The 15,099-nt window shown below is 54.7% G+C and carries 13 protein-coding genes and 1 rRNA gene; 8 read left to right on the top strand and 6 right to left on the bottom strand.

What is annotated here, in order from left to right; genetic code table 11:
- Positions 1-24 precede the first annotated feature (24 nt).
- Positions 25-600: an RNA polymerase sigma factor RpoE gene (gene rpoE / locus GRPL_RS15305; protein WP_004866461.1), complete on the bottom strand. Its 576-nt coding sequence runs from the start codon at positions 598-600 to the stop codon at positions 25-27.
- A 421-nt stretch (positions 601-1,021) separates the two neighbouring features.
- Between rpoE and nadB the strand changes: the two genes are divergently transcribed.
- On the top strand, positions 1,022-2,641 hold the full coding sequence (gene nadB / locus GRPL_RS15310; RefSeq protein WP_032686464.1) for an L-aspartate oxidase: 1,620 nt from the start codon (positions 1,022-1,024) through the stop codon (positions 2,639-2,641).
- On the opposite strand, the gene trmN is transcribed toward nadB, so the two are convergent.
- Complete coding sequence (gene trmN, locus GRPL_RS15315; protein WP_032695566.1) at positions 2,626-3,363, bottom strand: tRNA(1)(Val) (adenine(37)-N(6))-methyltransferase TrmN; 738 nt, start codon at positions 3,361-3,363, stop codon at positions 2,626-2,628. The genes nadB and trmN overlap by 16 nt on opposite strands.
- A 131-nt stretch (positions 3,364-3,494) precedes the next feature.
- Between trmN and srmB the strand changes: the two genes are divergently transcribed.
- Positions 3,495-4,820, top strand: a complete 1,326-nt coding sequence (gene srmB / locus GRPL_RS15320; protein ID WP_004866469.1) for an ATP-dependent RNA helicase SrmB — start codon at positions 3,495-3,497, stop codon at positions 4,818-4,820.
- A gap of 48 nt (positions 4,821-4,868) precedes the next feature.
- Here the strand turns inward: srmB and grcA are convergent, their stop codons facing one another.
- On the bottom strand, positions 4,869-5,252 hold the full coding sequence (gene grcA, locus GRPL_RS15325) for an autonomous glycyl radical cofactor GrcA (RefSeq protein WP_004866471.1): 384 nt from the start codon (positions 5,250-5,252) through the stop codon (positions 4,869-4,871).
- Between the two features lie 316 nt (positions 5,253-5,568).
- Here grcA and ung point away from each other — a divergent pair, with 316 nt between their 5' ends.
- Entirely contained in the window at positions 5,569-6,258 is a 690-nt protein-coding gene (ung, locus tag GRPL_RS15330; RefSeq protein WP_032686462.1) for a uracil-DNA glycosylase, read from the top strand.
- A gap of 66 nt (positions 6,259-6,324) precedes the next feature.
- On the opposite strand, the gene GRPL_RS15335 is transcribed toward ung, so the two are convergent.
- Positions 6,325-7,395, bottom strand: coding sequence for a tRNA/rRNA methyltransferase (locus tag GRPL_RS15335; RefSeq protein ID WP_032686461.1), 1,071 nt, complete (start codon positions 7,393-7,395; stop codon positions 6,325-6,327).
- A 203-nt stretch (positions 7,396-7,598) separates the two neighbouring features.
- Here GRPL_RS15335 and trxC point away from each other — a divergent pair, with 203 nt between their 5' ends.
- The 5 genes from trxC (at position 7,599) to GRPL_RS15360 (ending at position 13,321) form a co-directional block, all read left to right on the top strand.
- On the top strand, positions 7,599-8,024 hold the full coding sequence (gene trxC, locus GRPL_RS15340; protein WP_032686460.1) for a thioredoxin TrxC: 426 nt from the start codon (positions 7,599-7,601) through the stop codon (positions 8,022-8,024).
- A 70-nt stretch (positions 8,025-8,094) separates the two neighbouring features.
- Positions 8,095-8,793: a tRNA-uridine aminocarboxypropyltransferase gene (gene tapT / locus GRPL_RS15345; protein WP_032699013.1), complete on the top strand. Its 699-nt coding sequence runs from the start codon at positions 8,095-8,097 to the stop codon at positions 8,791-8,793.
- A 35-nt stretch (positions 8,794-8,828) separates the two neighbouring features.
- Positions 8,829-11,486 (top strand): bifunctional acetate--CoA ligase family protein/GNAT family N-acetyltransferase, encoded by a 2,658-nt coding sequence (locus tag GRPL_RS15350; protein WP_032686458.1) that lies wholly within the window; start codon positions 8,829-8,831, stop codon positions 11,484-11,486.
- A 114-nt stretch (positions 11,487-11,600) separates the two neighbouring features.
- On the top strand, positions 11,601-12,956 hold the full coding sequence (pssA, locus tag GRPL_RS15355) for a CDP-diacylglycerol--serine O-phosphatidyltransferase (RefSeq protein ID WP_032686457.1): 1,356 nt from the start codon (positions 11,601-11,603) through the stop codon (positions 12,954-12,956).
- 41 nt (positions 12,957-12,997) lie between these two features.
- Complete coding sequence (locus GRPL_RS15360) at positions 12,998-13,321, top strand: YfiM family lipoprotein (protein WP_032686456.1); 324 nt, start codon at positions 12,998-13,000, stop codon at positions 13,319-13,321.
- Positions 13,322-13,323: 2 nt separating this feature from the next.
- On the opposite strand, the gene GRPL_RS15365 is transcribed toward GRPL_RS15360, so the two are convergent.
- On the bottom strand, positions 13,324-14,622 hold the full coding sequence (locus GRPL_RS15365; protein ID WP_032695568.1) for an MFS transporter: 1,299 nt from the start codon (positions 14,620-14,622) through the stop codon (positions 13,324-13,326).
- A 323-nt stretch (positions 14,623-14,945) separates the two neighbouring features.
- Positions 14,946-15,061 (bottom strand): 5S ribosomal RNA (rrf, locus tag GRPL_RS15370).
- Positions 15,062-15,099 lie beyond the last annotated feature (38 nt).

The following is a 15,099-nucleotide window of genomic DNA, read 5'->3' as shown; positions in this document are numbered from 1 at the left end:
ACCCTTTTCAGTATTCCGCTATCGTCAACGCCTGATAAGCGGTTGAACTTTATTATCAATAGCTTCTCGTGCCCGGAAAATGCGTGAACGTACCGTTCCTACCGGGCAATCCATGATAGCGGCTATCTCTTCATAGCTCAGGCCATCCAGCTCCCGCAACGTGATTGCCATGCGTAAATCTTCCGGGAGTGATTCAATGGTACGAAAAACTATTTGTCTCAGTTCTTCTGACAACATTAAGTTCTCAGGGTTCGAAATTTCTTTCAGCGCCCCACCACTTTCGAAGTTTTCTGCCTCATTGGCGTCAACATCGCTGGACGGTGGGCGGCGTCCCTGAGCTACCAGATAATTCTTCGCCGTATTTACGGCGATGCGATATAACCAGGTATAAAAAGCACTATCCCCCCGGAAGGACTCCAGCGCGCGCCATGCTTTTACGAACGATTCCTGAACAACGTCAGGAATATCGCCCGGTGGCACATAGCGGGAGACCAGGCTCGCGACCTTATGCTGATAGCGCACCACCAGCAAGTTAAACGCTTTCTGATCTCCTTTCTGGACCCGTTCGACGAGGACCTGATCCGTTAACTGCTCGCTCATCCGAGGTAATGTCTCCCCAAACCCAATTCCCATGCGTCTTCAAAGCACTACCCAATCACTGCAATATGAGCAAGCAGACGATTGGAGTGTCTGAAAACAATAAAGTTCCGTTACGCCTTTGATTTTTGTCTGGCAACGGCGGACGATTTGTTATCTCTCATTATATGTCCCGCAACTCAACGCCAGGTAAGATGATGAAGAAAAAGCGTAAGGTCCGCCAGAAGGGTAACGTAACATCGCTTTTATTTCACTATAAAATCTGAAGCTAACGATCTGCTTCGCAAATATTTTCTTTCGTTTACCCTGCTCCGCCCCAGCCGCTTATGTTTAGTTTCCACAACGACCAGTAAAAAAAATGTACGATTTATCACAACCTGGTGCTATTGTGGCAAAAGTGTGTTTAGTAAATTAAACAAAGGCAATGAATACGACTCCTGACTTCTCCTGTGATGTGCTGATTATCGGCAGCGGCGCTGCCGGTTTATCCCTTGCGCTACGTCTGGCGGAGCACTGCTCCGTCGCCGTACTGAGCAAAGGCCCCGTCAGCGAAGGTTCAACGCTCTACGCGCAGGGCGGTATTGCCGCCGTTTTTGATGAAACCGACAGCGTGGAATCTCACGTTGAAGATACGCTCATCGCCGGGGCCGGCCTGTGCGATCGCCATGCTGTCTCTTTCGTCGCCAGCAACGCCAGACCTTGCGTGCAATGGCTTATCGACCAGGGTGTGCTGTTTGATACTCAGACTCAGGCCAACGGCGAACAGAGCTACCACCTGACCCGTGAAGGCGGCCATAGCCATCGCCGTATCCTCCACGCTGCCGATGCCACCGGTAAAGCGGTGGAAACGACGCTGGTTGGCAAGGCGCTTGCGCACCCCAATATTCGTATTCTGGAGCGGAGTAACGCCGTCGATTTGATCATTTCCGATAAAATCGGCCTGCCGGGGACACGGCGTGTGGTTGGCGCCTGGATCTGGAACCGGAATAAAGAAAAGGTTGAGACCTGCAGCGCGAAATCCGTGGTGCTGGCCACCGGCGGGGCGGCGAAAGTCTATCAGTACACCACCAATCCGGATGTCTCCTCCGGCGATGGTATTGCTATGGCCTGGCGCGCCGGCTGTCGCGTGGCCAACCTCGAATTCAACCAGTTTCACCCCACCGCCTTGTACCATCCACAGGCGCGCAATTTCCTGTTAACCGAAGCATTACGCGGCGAAGGCGCATACCTGAAACGTCCGGACGGTACCCGGTTTATGCCCGATTTTGACGAACGTGGCGAGCTGGCCCCACGCGATATCGTCGCCCGTGCGATTGACCATGAGATGAAACGCCTCGGCGTCGATTGTATGTATCTCGACATCAGCCATAAGCCTGAAGCCTTTATCCGTCAGCATTTCCCGATGATCTACGAAAAACTGCTCGGCCTGGGTATCGATTTGACAAAAGAGCCAGTACCGATTGTCCCCGCCGCCCACTATACCTGCGGCGGCGTAATGGTTGATGACAACGGACGTACCGATGTTGACGGGCTGTATGCAATTGGCGAAGTGAGCTATACCGGGCTGCACGGGGCTAACCGCATGGCGTCAAATTCGCTGCTCGAATGCCTGGTCTACGGCTGGTCCGCCGCCGAGGATATTCTCCAGCGCATGCCGCTGGCCCAACCGGTTAACGGCCTGCCGTCCTGGGATGAAAGTCAGGTTGAGATCCCCGATGAACTGGTGGTGATTCAACATAACTGGCACGAGTTGAGACTGTTGATGTGGGACTACGTGGGGATTGTCCGCACCACCCGTCGGCTGGAGCGTGCGCTACGACGAATCACCATGTTGCAGCAGGAGCTCGACGAATATTACGCCCGCTTCCGCGTGTCGAACAATTTGCTGGAGTTGCGCAATCTGGTACAGGTGGCCGAACTGATCGTGCGCTGCGCCATGCAACGTAAAGAGAGTCGCGGGCTACACTATACCCTGGATTATCCGGAACAACTTGCGGATAGCGGCCCGTCAATTCTGTCACCTCTGGCTCACATAAAGAGGTAAAAATCCTGGGTCAGGGCAGTAAACCCTTCGGAGTATTGCTGCTCAGGCCCACGGACAATCAGCCGATCGCTGAAACACTCCCCCGCGGTCGGCGAGAAAGCCAGCAGTACGCGATGCGGCGGGCGCATTTCCGTCTCCGCGACATCGGTGCGTAAACGCAGATGCCAGCCCATGGTTTGGGCACGTTGAACAAACGTATTGCCAATATCCACCGGTAACACCACGCAGAAAAAGCCCTCTTCGGTAATCAACTCTGCGGCGCAGGTTAAGAGCGTGACGTGATCGAGCGTCGTCGTATATCGCGCCTGTTCGCGCTGCGATGTTGCGCAGGGCACACCTTCTGCAAAAAAAGGCGGGTTGCTGACAATCAGTTCATAACGTCGGGTTTGCGCAGGTTGCCACCGTTGAATATCCCCCAGATGCACCTGGATCCGCGCCCCCCACGGGGAGGTTGCCACGTTTTCGCGCGCCTGCGCCGCGGCCTCTTCATCGAGTTCTACCGCATCCAGCATGACCCGATCGTCGGTTCGCTGAGCCAGCATTAAAGCCAGCAAACCGCTACCGGTCCCGATATCCAGCACGTGTTTTACTTGCGCAATCGGCGCCCACGCGCCAAGCAGAATGCCGTCGGTGCCCACTTTCATCGCACAGCGGTCGTGGGCAACAAAGAACTGTTTAAACGTAAAACCATTGCGCGGCAGCGCAAACTTCGACTGAGACATCCTGAATAACCTTGCGAACAAAAACTCCTGAGACTGAAGCTATGCACAATACCGGAGAACAGATAGCCTTACAAACAGATGAACATTACGCCCGTAACGTCTATAATCGTCGGTCCACTCAGAGGTAGATCATGACTGTAACGACTTTTTCCGAACTTGAACTCGACGAAAACCTTCTGGAAGCCCTCCAGGAAAAAGGTTTCACACGCCCGACAGCCATTCAGGCCGCCGCTATTCCGCCTGCGCTTGATGGCCGTGATATTCTCGGTTCAGCCCCGACAGGTACCGGTAAAACAGCGGCGTATCTGCTGCCAGCGTTGCAGCACCTGCTTGATTTCCCGCGTAAGAAGTCGGGGCCGCCGCGTATTCTTATCCTGACGCCGACCCGTGAGCTGGCGATGCAGGTTGCCGACCATGCCCGTGAGCTGGCCGCACACACGCATCTGGACATTGCCACCATCACCGGCGGCGTCGCATACATGAACCATGCGGAAGTCTTCAGCGAGAACCAGGATATTGTGGTCGCCACCACCGGCCGACTGCTGCAATATATTAAAGAAGAAAACTTCGACTGCCGGGCGGTCGAAACGCTGATCCTCGATGAAGCGGACCGTATGCTGGACATGGGCTTCGCTCAGGATATCGAGCACATTGCCGGTGAAACCCGCTGGCGTAAGCAGACCATGCTGTTTTCCGCGACCCTCGAAGGCGATGCGATTAAAGACTTTGCCGAGCGCCTGCTGGAAGAGCCCGTTGAAGTTTCCGCCAGTCCCTCCACGCGCGAACGTAAGAAAATTCACCAGTGGTACTATCGCGCCGATGACATTAAGCATAAAACCGCGCTACTGGTTAACCTGCTGAAACAGCCGGATGCGACCCGCTCTATCGTCTTTGTGCGTAAGCGCGAGCGCGTTCATGAACTGGCATCCTGGCTGCGCGAAGCGGGAATCAATACCTGCTGGCTGGAAGGCGAAATGGTGCAGGCAAAACGTAACGAAGCAATCAAACGTATGACCGACGGCCGTATGAATGTGCTGATTGCCACCGACGTCGCTGCCCGCGGGATAGATATTCCGGACGTTAGCCATGTTTTCAACTTCGACATGCCGCGCACGGCTGATACCTATCTGCATCGTATCGGACGCACCGGCCGCGCGGGGAAAAAAGGCGTTGCCATTTCTCTGGTTGAAGCCCATGACCATCTGCTGTTGGGTAAAATTGGCCGCTATATCGACGAGCCGCTCAAAGCGCGCGTTATTGATGAACTGCGCCCGACAACCCGTGCACCGAGCGAGAAGCTGACCGGTAAGCCGTCCAAAAAGGTACTGGCTAAACGCGCCGAGCAGAAAAAAGAGAAAGATAAAGAGAAACCGCGAGTGAAGAAACGTCACCGCGATGCCAAAAATATTGGCAAGCGCCGTAAACCAAGCGGTAGCGCGGGTGAAAATCAGCAGTAACAAAAAAAACGCCGGGATATCCCGGCGTTTTTATATTTAAGCGTCGACTTACAGGCTTTCAGTAAAGGTACGGGCGATAACGTCGCGCTGCTGTTCTGGTGTCAGGGAGTTAAAGCGCACCGCGTAGCCGGAGACACGAATAGTCAGCTGCGGGTATTTTTCCGGATGTTCAACCGCATCCAGCAGCGTTTCGCGACGCAGCACGTTAACGTTCAGGTGCTGACCACCTTCTACGCGGACTTCCGGTTTCACATCGAGCGGAATTTCGCGGTATTCGATTTCACCCAGTTTATTGACCGCAACCACGTCATCTTCAGCAAAACCCCCTTTGGCGCACAGGCAGCGGGCTTCGCCTTTTTCGCTGTCCAGCAGCCAGAAAGAGTTCAGCAGGTCGTCGTTTGCAGCTTTAGTAATTTGGATACCAGTAATCATTTGATGCCTCCCTTAGGCAATATTTATTCGTTTTCTTGGCCCGTTCCCGGCCAATTGGTAAAACCATTGTTGTCTGAGTGTATGTATATCAGCCAAACAACCGGCATTCATTGACTTAAATCAATAAAAACCACGCAATAAAAATGGGTATAGGAGGATATTATTGTTTTACATCAAGTTACGCCAGAGCCAATGCAAAATATTTTTGTAAATTTTCAATTTTTTTTGCATACAAAACGTCAGTCAGACACCGTGGATTTTGTTATGCAGAAAGAAGCAGTTAAGCTATAGCGATGACACTTTGCAGGAGAGCAAGATGACCACCCCATTGACCTGGCACGACGTGCTGGCGGAAGAGAAGCAGCAGCCCTATTTTGTGAATACCCTCAAAACTGTCGCCGAAGAGCGCCAGTCGGGCATGACGATTTATCCGCCGCAAAAAGATGTCTTCAATGCCTTTCGTTATACCGAACTTGGCGATGTCAAAGTGGTTATTCTTGGGCAAGACCCTTATCACGGCCCCGGACAGGCCCACGGCCTGGCCTTCTCCGTGCTCCCGGGGGTTCAGACGCCGCCATCGCTGTTAAATATGTATAAAGAACTGGAAGGGACGATCCCGGGATTCAGCCGTCCGACGCACGGTTACCTGGAGAGCTGGGCGCGACAGGGGGTGCTGCTGCTCAATACGGTCCTGACGGTGCGGGCGGGTCAGGCCCATTCGCATGCCAGCCTTGGCTGGGAAACCTTTACCGATAAGGTCATTTCATTGATCAACGAACATCGGGAAGGGGTGGTGTTTTTACTGTGGGGCGCCCATGCCCAGAAAAAAGGGGCGATTATCGACAGGCAACGTCATTGCGTGCTGAAAGCACCGCATCCTTCGCCGCTTTCCGCCCATCGCGGCTTCTTTGGTAGTAATCACTTCGTCCAGACTAATCAGTGGCTGGCCGAGCGCGGCGAGTCTCCCATTGACTGGATGCCGGTATTACCGGCCGGGGATGCCTAGCCTTCGCCTTTCGCAGCAACAAAAATGCCAGCGTGGCGCTGGCATTTTTTCAGCTGAACCCGGCCATCAGGCCTTGTTCTGACGCCACCACTCGGCCAGCAATACGCCGGTCGCCACGGAGACGTTCAGGCTTTCTACATTGCCGGTACCTTCAATGGCAACGTTAAGATCGGCACTGGAGATCGCCGCATCAGACAGGCCATCACGCTCCTGACCTAATGCCAACACCATTTTCTTCGGCAGCTCAGCCTTATGCAACGGCGTACCGTTGTGGCTGGAGGTCGAAACAATGGCGTAGCCCGCTTTGCGGAACTGCTCCAGAGTGTCGATAAAGCTGTCGCCGGTGATCGGTTCGACGTGTTCTGCACCACCTTCTGCAGTACGGATTGCCGCGCCAGATTCCAGCATGCCGGCATCCTGCACCACTACACCCTTCACACCAAAATGCGCACAGCTACGCATGATCGCGCCGAGGTTGTGCGGGTTACCGACATCTTCCAGCGCCAGAACGCAATCTTCGGCATCGGCTTTGGCGACCCACTGAGCCACCGAGGTACCGTTACGTTTCTTAATCAGGAAGCAAACGCCGCCGTGGTGTTCAGTGCCGGAGGCTTTTGCCAGCTCAGCTTCATCAACCACGTGATAGGCTTTGCGGTTCGCCGCCATCCAGCGCAGCGCTTCTTTGAAACGTGGGGTGACGCTCTGGACAAACCAGGCGCGAACAATCGCTTCCGGACGGCTCTGGAACAGCGCCTGACAAGCATTCTCACCGTAAACGCGGGTCTCTTCCGCGCGCTGACGACGTAATACTTCCGGATCGATAAAGCTTTTACCGCTGATCCCGCCGTGATCCGGCTTCACCGCCGCATCATCGTTTGGTGCACGCGAGACGGTACGCCACGGAGAAGAGCTATCACGATCGAAATCATCGCGTTTACGATCGTCACGTTTGCGGTCATCACCGCGGCTGTTACGTTCGTCGCGGGCAGGGCGGCTACGGCCGTCAACACGAGATTTTCCTGGGCGCCCTCCCCCTTTCCCGGTACGCGGGTTATGGGTGCGTCTGTCAGAATCATCATCACTGCGGACATACATCACTTTGACCTTGCCGCTTTTATTTTTCAGTTCGTCGCTCATCAATTTTCTCCACCTGCGCTGCGCGAAGCGCGAAGATTACCCGATGTGTCACCGCTGCGCCATGATTTCGTTTAAAAGATAGGGTCTATCGTATTCATCGAACAAAACGCATTGTTGTTTAATAGCTGCTAATCGATAATATGTAACATTAAAGAAACAAATCGGCCACGTGCCACGCTGCAACCCATAACCAGAGGTTAGTTATGAATACCGTTTGTGCCAGTTGTCAGGCTCTGAACCGCATCCCCGACGATCGTAGTGCCGATGGCGCTAAATGCGGACGCTGCGGCCACGATCTTTTTGACGGCGACGTCATCAACGCGACCGGGGCAACGCTGGATAAACTACTGAAGGACGATCTGCCCGTTGTTGTCGATTTCTGGGCGCCATGGTGCGGTCCTTGTCGTAATTTTGCGCCGATCTTTGAAGACGTCGCGGAAGAACGCAGCGGCAAGATGCGCTTCGTAAAAGTGAACACCGAAGCAGAACGCGAGCTGAGCGCGCGTTTCCGCATCCGCAGCATTCCAACCATTATGATGTTTAAAAAAGGCGAAGTCATCGACATGCTTAACGGCGCGGTACCAAAAGCACCGTTCGACAGCTGGCTCAATGAGGCCAACGCGCAGTAAACCTACCGGGGCACAGCTTGTGCCCCTTTTTCACCTCTGCGACAATGGCGTTTTTTCTTAGCGACCCTTTATGATTGATAACGCCGTCCTTCGCCTTCGTGCCGAACGCCTCGCTCGCGCGACCCGGCCTTTTCTCGCGCGTGGTAACCGAGTCCATCGCTGCCAACGCTGTCTGTTACCGCTGAAGCAGTGCCTGTGCGCGACCCTGACGCCTGCGCAGGCCACCAGCCGTTTCTGCCTGGTGATGTTTGATACCGAGCCGATGAAGCCCAGCAATACCGGTCGGCTAATCGCGGATATCTTGCCGGACACCGAAGCCTTTCAATGGTCGCGAACCGAGCCGCCGCAGGCGTTACTCGATCTGGTCGCCAACCCGGATTACCAGCCCATGGTGGTCTTCCCGGCCTCGTATGCAGGTGCGGAACGCCAGGTGCTGAGCATCCCACCGGCGGGGAAACCACCGCTATTTATCATGCTCGATGGAACCTGGACGGAAGCGCGCAAAATGTTCCGCAAAAGCCCGTATCTGGATGCGCTTCCGGTTATCTCCGTCGATCTGTCACGCATCTCCGCCTATCACCTGAGAGAAGCCCATGCGCAGGGGCAGTACTGCACCGCCGAAGTCGCCATTGCGCTGCTCGACCTTGCAGAAGACCGCATGGCCGCGCGCGCGCTCGGGGACCACTTTAGCCTGTTCCGCACCCGCTATCTGGCGGGAAAAACGCAGCATAAGGGCAGCATCACAGCACAAATGGCAGAAAGCGTTTAAAATCATTCGGTCACTGGGGATCAAAGGAGACCGGTATGAGCCAACGAGGCCTGGAAGCACTGCTGCGGCCGAAGTCGATCGCCGTTATTGGCGCATCAATGAAACCACAGCGCGCCGGTTATCTGATGATGCGTAACCTGCTGGCCGGGGGGTTCAACGGCCCGGTCCTGCCCGTCACCCCGGCCTGGAAAGCCGTTCTGGGCGTGCTGGCCTGGCCGACTATCGATAGCCTGCCATTCACCCCGGATCTGGCCGTGCTCTGTACCAACGCCCGGCGAAACCCCGAGCTGCTGGATGCGCTGGGGCAAAAGGGGTGCAAGACCTGCATTATTCTCTCCGCCCCGCCGGAACAATATCCCGTACTACTCGAATGCGCCGCACGCTATCAAATGCGCCTGCTTGGCCCCAACAGTCTGGGCCTGCTTGCCCCCTGGCAGGGACTGAATGCCAGCTTTTCGCCGGTACCGATTCATCGCGGCAAGCTGGCGTTTATCTCCCAGTCTGCAGCAGTTTCAAATACCATTCTTGACTGGGCGCAGCAGCGCGAGATGGGCTTCTCGTACTTTATTGCGCTTGGGGATAGCCTGGACATTGATGTCGACGACCTCCTCGACTTCCTTGCCCGCGACAGTAAAACCAGCGCCATTCTGCTCTACCTTGAGCATCTGAGCGACGCCCGACGCTTCGTGTCCGCGGCGCGCAGTGCATCGCGTAATAAGCCGATCCTGGTGATCAAAAGCGGCCGCAGTCCCGCCGCGCAAAAGCTGCTCCATGTCAATTCGGGTATGGATCCGGCCTGGGACGCCGCGATTCAACGGGCGGGCTTACTGCGCGTGCAGGATACTCATGAGCTGTTCTCTGCGGTTGAAACCCTCAGCCATATGCGCCCGCTACGCGGTGAGAAACTGATGATCATCAGCAACGGTGCCGCCCCTGCGGCGCTGGCGCTGGACGAACTGTGGCTACGAAACGGCAAGCTTGCCACTCTCAGCGAAGAGACCTGTGAAAAACTACGCCAGGCGCTGCCGGGCGGTATCGGCATCGCTAACCCGCTGGATCTCCGTGACGATGCCAGCAGCGAACACTATCTCAAGGCGCTGAACGTTCTGCTGGATAGCCAGGATTACGACGCCCTGCTGGTGATTCATTCCCCCAGCGCCGCCGCACCGGGAACCGAAAGCGCCCTCGCCCTGATCGACGCGCTGAAAAACCATCCGCGCGGTAAATATGTCACGGTACTGACGAACTGGTGTGGCGAATACTCTTCTCAGGAAGCCCGCCGCCTGTTCAGCGATGCAGGCTTGCCAACCTACCGCACGCCGGAAGGAACCATTACCGCTTTTATGCACATGGTGGAGTACCGACGTAACCAAAAACAGCTCCGGGAGACGCCGGTTCTGTCGGATACGGTGACCGCCAATACCGCAGAAGCCCATATGTTGTTGCAACAAGCGATTCGCGAAGGCGCCCGTTCGTTAGACACCCATGAAGTAAGTCCGGTATTGCACGCTTACGGGATCCACACCTTACCGACATGGATTGCCGCCGACAGCGCCGAAGCGGTGCATATCGCCGAACAAATTGGCTATCCGGTGGCTCTGAAACTGCGTTCACCGGATATTCCGCACAAATCGGAAGTTCAGGGCGTGATGCTCTATTTGCGTACCGCCACCGAAGTGCAACAGGCAGCGGATGCTATTTTCGACCGCGTGAAAATGGCCTGGCCCCAGGCACGGATTCACGGTCTGCTGGTACAAAGCATGGCCAACCGCGCCGGCGCGCAGGAGTTGCGGGTCGTCGTTGAGCACGATCCGCTGTTCGGTCCGCTGATTATGCTGGGTGAAGGTGGCGTCGAATGGCGCGCGGAAGATCAGGCCGCCGTCGCCCTTCCACCGTTAAATATGAACCTAGCTCGTTACCTGGTTATCCAGGCGATCAAAAGTAAGAAGATCCGTGGCCGCAGCGCGCTGCGCCCGCTGGATGTCTCTGGCCTGAGCCAACTTCTGGTCCAGGTATCAAATCTCATCGTCGATTGTCCGGAGATCCAGCGGCTGGATATTCACCCACTGCTCGCTTCGGGTAACGAGTTCACCGCGCTTGACGTCACGCTAGCCCTTGCCCCGTTTAGCGGCGACAGCGAAAGCCGGCTGGCAATACGTCCTTATCCGCAGCAGCAGGAAGAGTGGGTGGTGATGAAAAATGGCGAGCGCTGTCTGTTCCGCCCGATCCTGCCGGAAGATGAGCCGCTGCTTCAGGCCTTTATCGGTCAGGTAACGAAAGAAGATCTGTACTATCGTTATTTCAGCGAAATCAATGAATTTACTCATGATGACTTAGCCAATATGACGCAGATCGACTACGATCGAGAAATGGCGTTTGTTGCCGTGCGCACAAGCGCCGAGGGCAATGAGATCCTTGGCGTAACGCGAGCTATCTCCGATCCGGACAATATTGATGCCGAATTTGCCGTACTGGTTCGATCCGATCTGAAAGGGTTAGGTTTAGGCCGGCGGCTGCTGGAAAAGCTGATTGCCTACACCCAAAGCCACGGTCTGCAGCGGTTAAATGGCATCACCATGCCCAATAACAGAGGCATGATCGGCCTTGCCAGGAAGCTGGGGTTCGCGGTTGATATTCAGCTGGAGGACGGGATTGTGAGTTTGTCCCTGCAACTGGTACCACAACAATCATAAACTGGCGACCGCAATTGTTGACCACATTCGCGAACAGTAATGTTATTATTGCCCGCTTACGTCGTCTGCATGGTACAGAAGACCCTTCAATAAACAGAGAAGAAACGCACTGTGATGTTGTCAAAATTTAAGCGTAATAAACATCAACAACACCTTGCCCAACTCCCTAAGCTTTCTCAGTCAGTTGATGATATCGAGTTCTTTTACGCTCCTGCGGATTTTCGGCAAGCGTTACTGGCAAAGATAGCCCACGCCACCCAGCGTATTTGTATTGTTGCGCTCTATCTGGAGCAGGATGATGGCGGCAAAGGAATTCTGCAGGCACTTTACGATGCCAAGCGTCAGCGTCCGGAGCTAGATGTTCGCGTACTGGTTGACTGGCATCGCGCCCAGCGTGGACGCATTGGCGCAGCGGCAGCTAACACGAATGCCGACTGGTACTGTCGCATGGCGCAGGAAAACCCCGGCGTCGATGTCCCGGTTTATGGCGTGCCGGTCAATACCCGGGAAGCCCTCGGCGTGCTGCACTTCAAAGGTTTTATTATCGATGATTGCGTTCTGTACAGCGGCGCAAGCCTGAACGATGTCTATCTGCATCAGCATGATAAGTATCGTTACGACCGCTATCAGTGTATTCGCAATGGCAAAATGGCCGATGTGATGTTCGATTGGGTCGAGCACAATCTGGTTGAAGGCCGCGGTGTAAACCGTCTCGACAGCGCCGCTCGCCCGAAAAGCCCGGAAATCAAAAATGATATCCGCCAGTATCGCCAGGAACTGCGTGACAGCGGCTACCATTTCTCTGGCAATGCGGATGACGATCGGCTGTCGGTCACGCCGCTGGTCGGTCTGGGCAAATCGAGCCTGCTGAATAAAACCATCTTCCATCTTATGCCCTGCGCTGAGCGTAAGCTGACGATTTGTACGCCCTATTTCAACCTTCCGGCTCTTCTGGTGCGTAACATTATTCAGCTACTGCGTAGCGGGAAGCAGGTAGAGATTATCGTTGGCGATAAAACTGCGAATGACTTCTATATTCCTGAAGATCAGCCGTTTAAAATTATCGGCGCCCTCCCCTATCTGTATGAAATCAACCTCCGCCGCTTCCTCAGCCGACTGCAGTATTATGTTAATACTGACCAGCTGATCGTTCGTCTGTGGAAAGATGACGACAACAGCTATCACCTTAAGGGAATGTGGGTTGATGATGAGTGGATGCTGCTCACCGGTAATAACCTCAATCCACGCGCCTGGCGCCTGGACCTGGAAAATGCAATTCTGATTCACGATCCGCAGCATCAGCTCGGCGCGATGCGTGAAAAAGAGCTGCATCTGATTCGTCAGCACACGACGGTTGTTAAACACTATCGCGATCTGCAAAGCATTGCGGATTACCCGGTCAAGGTACGCAAACTGATTCGCCGCCTGAGGCGTATCCGTATTGACCGCTTGATCAGCCGTATTCTCTGAATATCTGCCCCGCATCGCCGGGGCTTTTTTCTGGAATGTGTATGCGTACTTTCATCATTATTGCCCCGTTGCTGCTCACCGGCTGTAGCCATATGGCGCATGATTCATGGAGTGGCCAGGATAAGGCCCAGCATTTTCTGGCCTCGGCGATGCTCTCAGCGGCCGGTAACGAATATGCCCAGCATCAGGGCTACAGTCGCGACCGAAGCGCGGCCATTGGCCTGATGTTTTCCGTCAGTCTGGGGGCTTCGAAAGAACTCTGGGACAGCCGCCCGGCAGGAAGCGGCTGGAGCTGGAAGGATTTCGCGTGGGATGTGGCCGGCGCCACGACAGGTTATGCCGTGTGGCAGCTAGCGCACCAGTAGACCTAAAGTCGTAATCCCTTGCCCTTACGATGCAGCATCAGAGATACCAGAAACGCAATCGCACTCATCACGGTGACGTACCAGTAAAAGACATGTTCAACTCCGACCGATTTTAGCGACAGCGCGACGTATTCCGCCGAGCCGCCAAACAGCGCATTTGCCACGGCATACGACAAGCCAACGCCTAAAGCGCGTACCTGAGCCGGGAACATCTCCGCCTTCAGAATCCCGCTGATCGAGGTATAGAAACTCACGATCATCAACGCACAGATAACCAATCCAAATGCGGCATAGGGTGAGGTTACGCCCTGCAGCGCACTCAAGATCGGCACGGTAAAGAGCGTCGCTAATGAGCCAAAGCAGAGCATTGATGTCCGGCGACCTATTTTGTCTGATAGCGCGCCAAATAACGGTTGGGCCAGCATATAGACAAACAGTGCCGCAGTCATAATCACACTGGCTGTACCGGCGCTCATGCCCGCCGTATTGACCAGGTATTTCTGCATATAGGTCGTGAAGGTGTAAAAGCTTAACGACCCGGCGGCGGTGAAACCCAGGACCATCAGAAATGCTTTACGATTGCGCCATAATCCTTTGAAGGAGCCAGCCTCTTTTAATGCCCGCGTCTCCTGCTTAGATGTTTCATCCAGCTGGCGACGTAGCCACAGGGCCACAACAGCAAGTACCGCCCCAAGCGCAAACGGTATCCGCCATCCCCAGGCATGCAGCTGCGCATCGCTTAGAATTTGCTGTAGGGCCACCACCACAAGCACCGCCAGAAGCTGACCACCGATGAGGGTCACGTACTGGAATGAGGCATAGAAGCCTTTCTTGCCCTCTACGGCGACCTCACTCATGTAGGTTGCACTGGTACCGTACTCTCCCCCGACGGATATCCCCTGAAACAGGCGCGCCAGAAGTAATAATGCCGGCGCCCATGTGCCAATCGTCGCATAGCCGGGCAGGCAGGCAATCACCAGCGAGCCCATGCACATCATGCATACGGAAATAAGCATAGAGGCTTTACGTCCGCGGCGGTCAGCAATACGACCAAACAACCATCCGCCAATCGGGCGCATCAGGAAACCCGCGGCAAACACACCGGCGGTTTGTAATAGCTGAGTAGTGGTGTTTCCGGAAGGAAAAAAGATATGGGCAAAATAGAGAGAGCAGAATGAATAGACATAAAAATCAAACCATTCAACCAGATTCCCCGAAGATGCACCTACAATCGCCCATATGCGGCGGCGGGTATCGCTTTGTTCCAGCGCTCCCCGTTCATTCATACTGCTTTCTGCCATTGTCATCCTGCTCCAGCAAAGACTGCAATCTGTCTTGTCGGGCGTGCCACGTCACTGAGACAAATCAATTAGTAAACCAAATGTTATATAATTGTTATTTATTTATATGTGATTAAACTCACATTTTTTTCCGTCGTGTGGTTTTCGGGATTAACGCTAAAGCATGAACGAGGATAAAGTGAAATATGGTGAGGTGGTGGCCAGAGCAGGCTTTTATGTTGTCTAAACAAACAGATAGATTGCTGCTGAGCGCCTGATCGCTTTGCATCTGGACAAAAACGCAAAAAGCCCATCCGTCAGGATGGGCTTCTTACTGATTTGATGCCTGGCAGTTCCCTACTCTCACATGGGGAGACCCCACACTACCATCGGCGCTACGGCGTTTCACTTCTGAGTTCGGCATGGGGTCAGGTGGGACCACCGCGCTATCGCCGCCAGGCAAATTCTGTTATCACCCCGCATTTCTGCGCAGTGATG

The organism is Klebsiella planticola ATCC 33531, assembly GCF_000735435.1.
Taxonomy (GTDB): domain Bacteria; phylum Pseudomonadota; class Gammaproteobacteria; order Enterobacterales; family Enterobacteriaceae; genus Klebsiella; species Klebsiella planticola.
The sequence above is the reverse complement of the archived record's forward strand: the minus strand, read 5'-3'. Positions and strand labels throughout refer to the sequence as shown.

Excerpts from the sequence above, each read along its gene's own strand:
- srmB (WP_004866469.1), top strand. The coding sequence starts at position 3,495 with ATGACTGTAACGACTTTTTCCGAACTTGAACTCGACGAAAACCTTCTG.
- tapT (WP_032699013.1), top strand. The coding sequence starts at position 8,095 with ATGATTGATAACGCCGTCCTTCGCCTTCGTGCCGAACGCCTCGCTCGC.
- GRPL_RS15350 (WP_032686458.1), top strand. The coding sequence starts at position 8,829 with ATGAGCCAACGAGGCCTGGAAGCACTGCTGCGGCCGAAGTCGATCGCC.
- GRPL_RS15360 (WP_032686456.1), top strand. The coding sequence starts at position 12,998 with ATGCGTACTTTCATCATTATTGCCCCGTTGCTGCTCACCGGCTGTAGC.
- rpoE (WP_004866461.1), bottom strand. The coding sequence starts at position 600 with ATGAGCGAGCAGTTAACGGATCAGGTCCTCGTCGAACGGGTCCAGAAA.
- GRPL_RS15335 (WP_032686461.1), bottom strand. The coding sequence starts at position 7,395 with ATGAGCGACGAACTGAAAAATAAAAGCGGCAAGGTCAAAGTGATGTAT.
- trmN (WP_032695566.1), bottom strand. The coding sequence starts at position 3,363 with ATGTCTCAGTCGAAGTTTGCGCTGCCGCGCAATGGTTTTACGTTTAAA.
- GRPL_RS15365 (WP_032695568.1), bottom strand. The coding sequence starts at position 14,622 with ATGGCAGAAAGCAGTATGAATGAACGGGGAGCGCTGGAACAAAGCGAT.
- trxC (WP_032686460.1), top strand. The coding sequence starts at position 7,599 with ATGAATACCGTTTGTGCCAGTTGTCAGGCTCTGAACCGCATCCCCGAC.
- grcA (WP_004866471.1), bottom strand. The coding sequence starts at position 5,252 with ATGATTACTGGTATCCAAATTACTAAAGCTGCAAACGACGACCTGCTG.
- ung (WP_032686462.1), top strand. The coding sequence starts at position 5,569 with ATGACCACCCCATTGACCTGGCACGACGTGCTGGCGGAAGAGAAGCAG.
- nadB (WP_032686464.1), top strand. The coding sequence starts at position 1,022 with ATGAATACGACTCCTGACTTCTCCTGTGATGTGCTGATTATCGGCAGC.
- pssA (WP_032686457.1), top strand. The coding sequence starts at position 11,601 with ATGTTGTCAAAATTTAAGCGTAATAAACATCAACAACACCTTGCCCAA.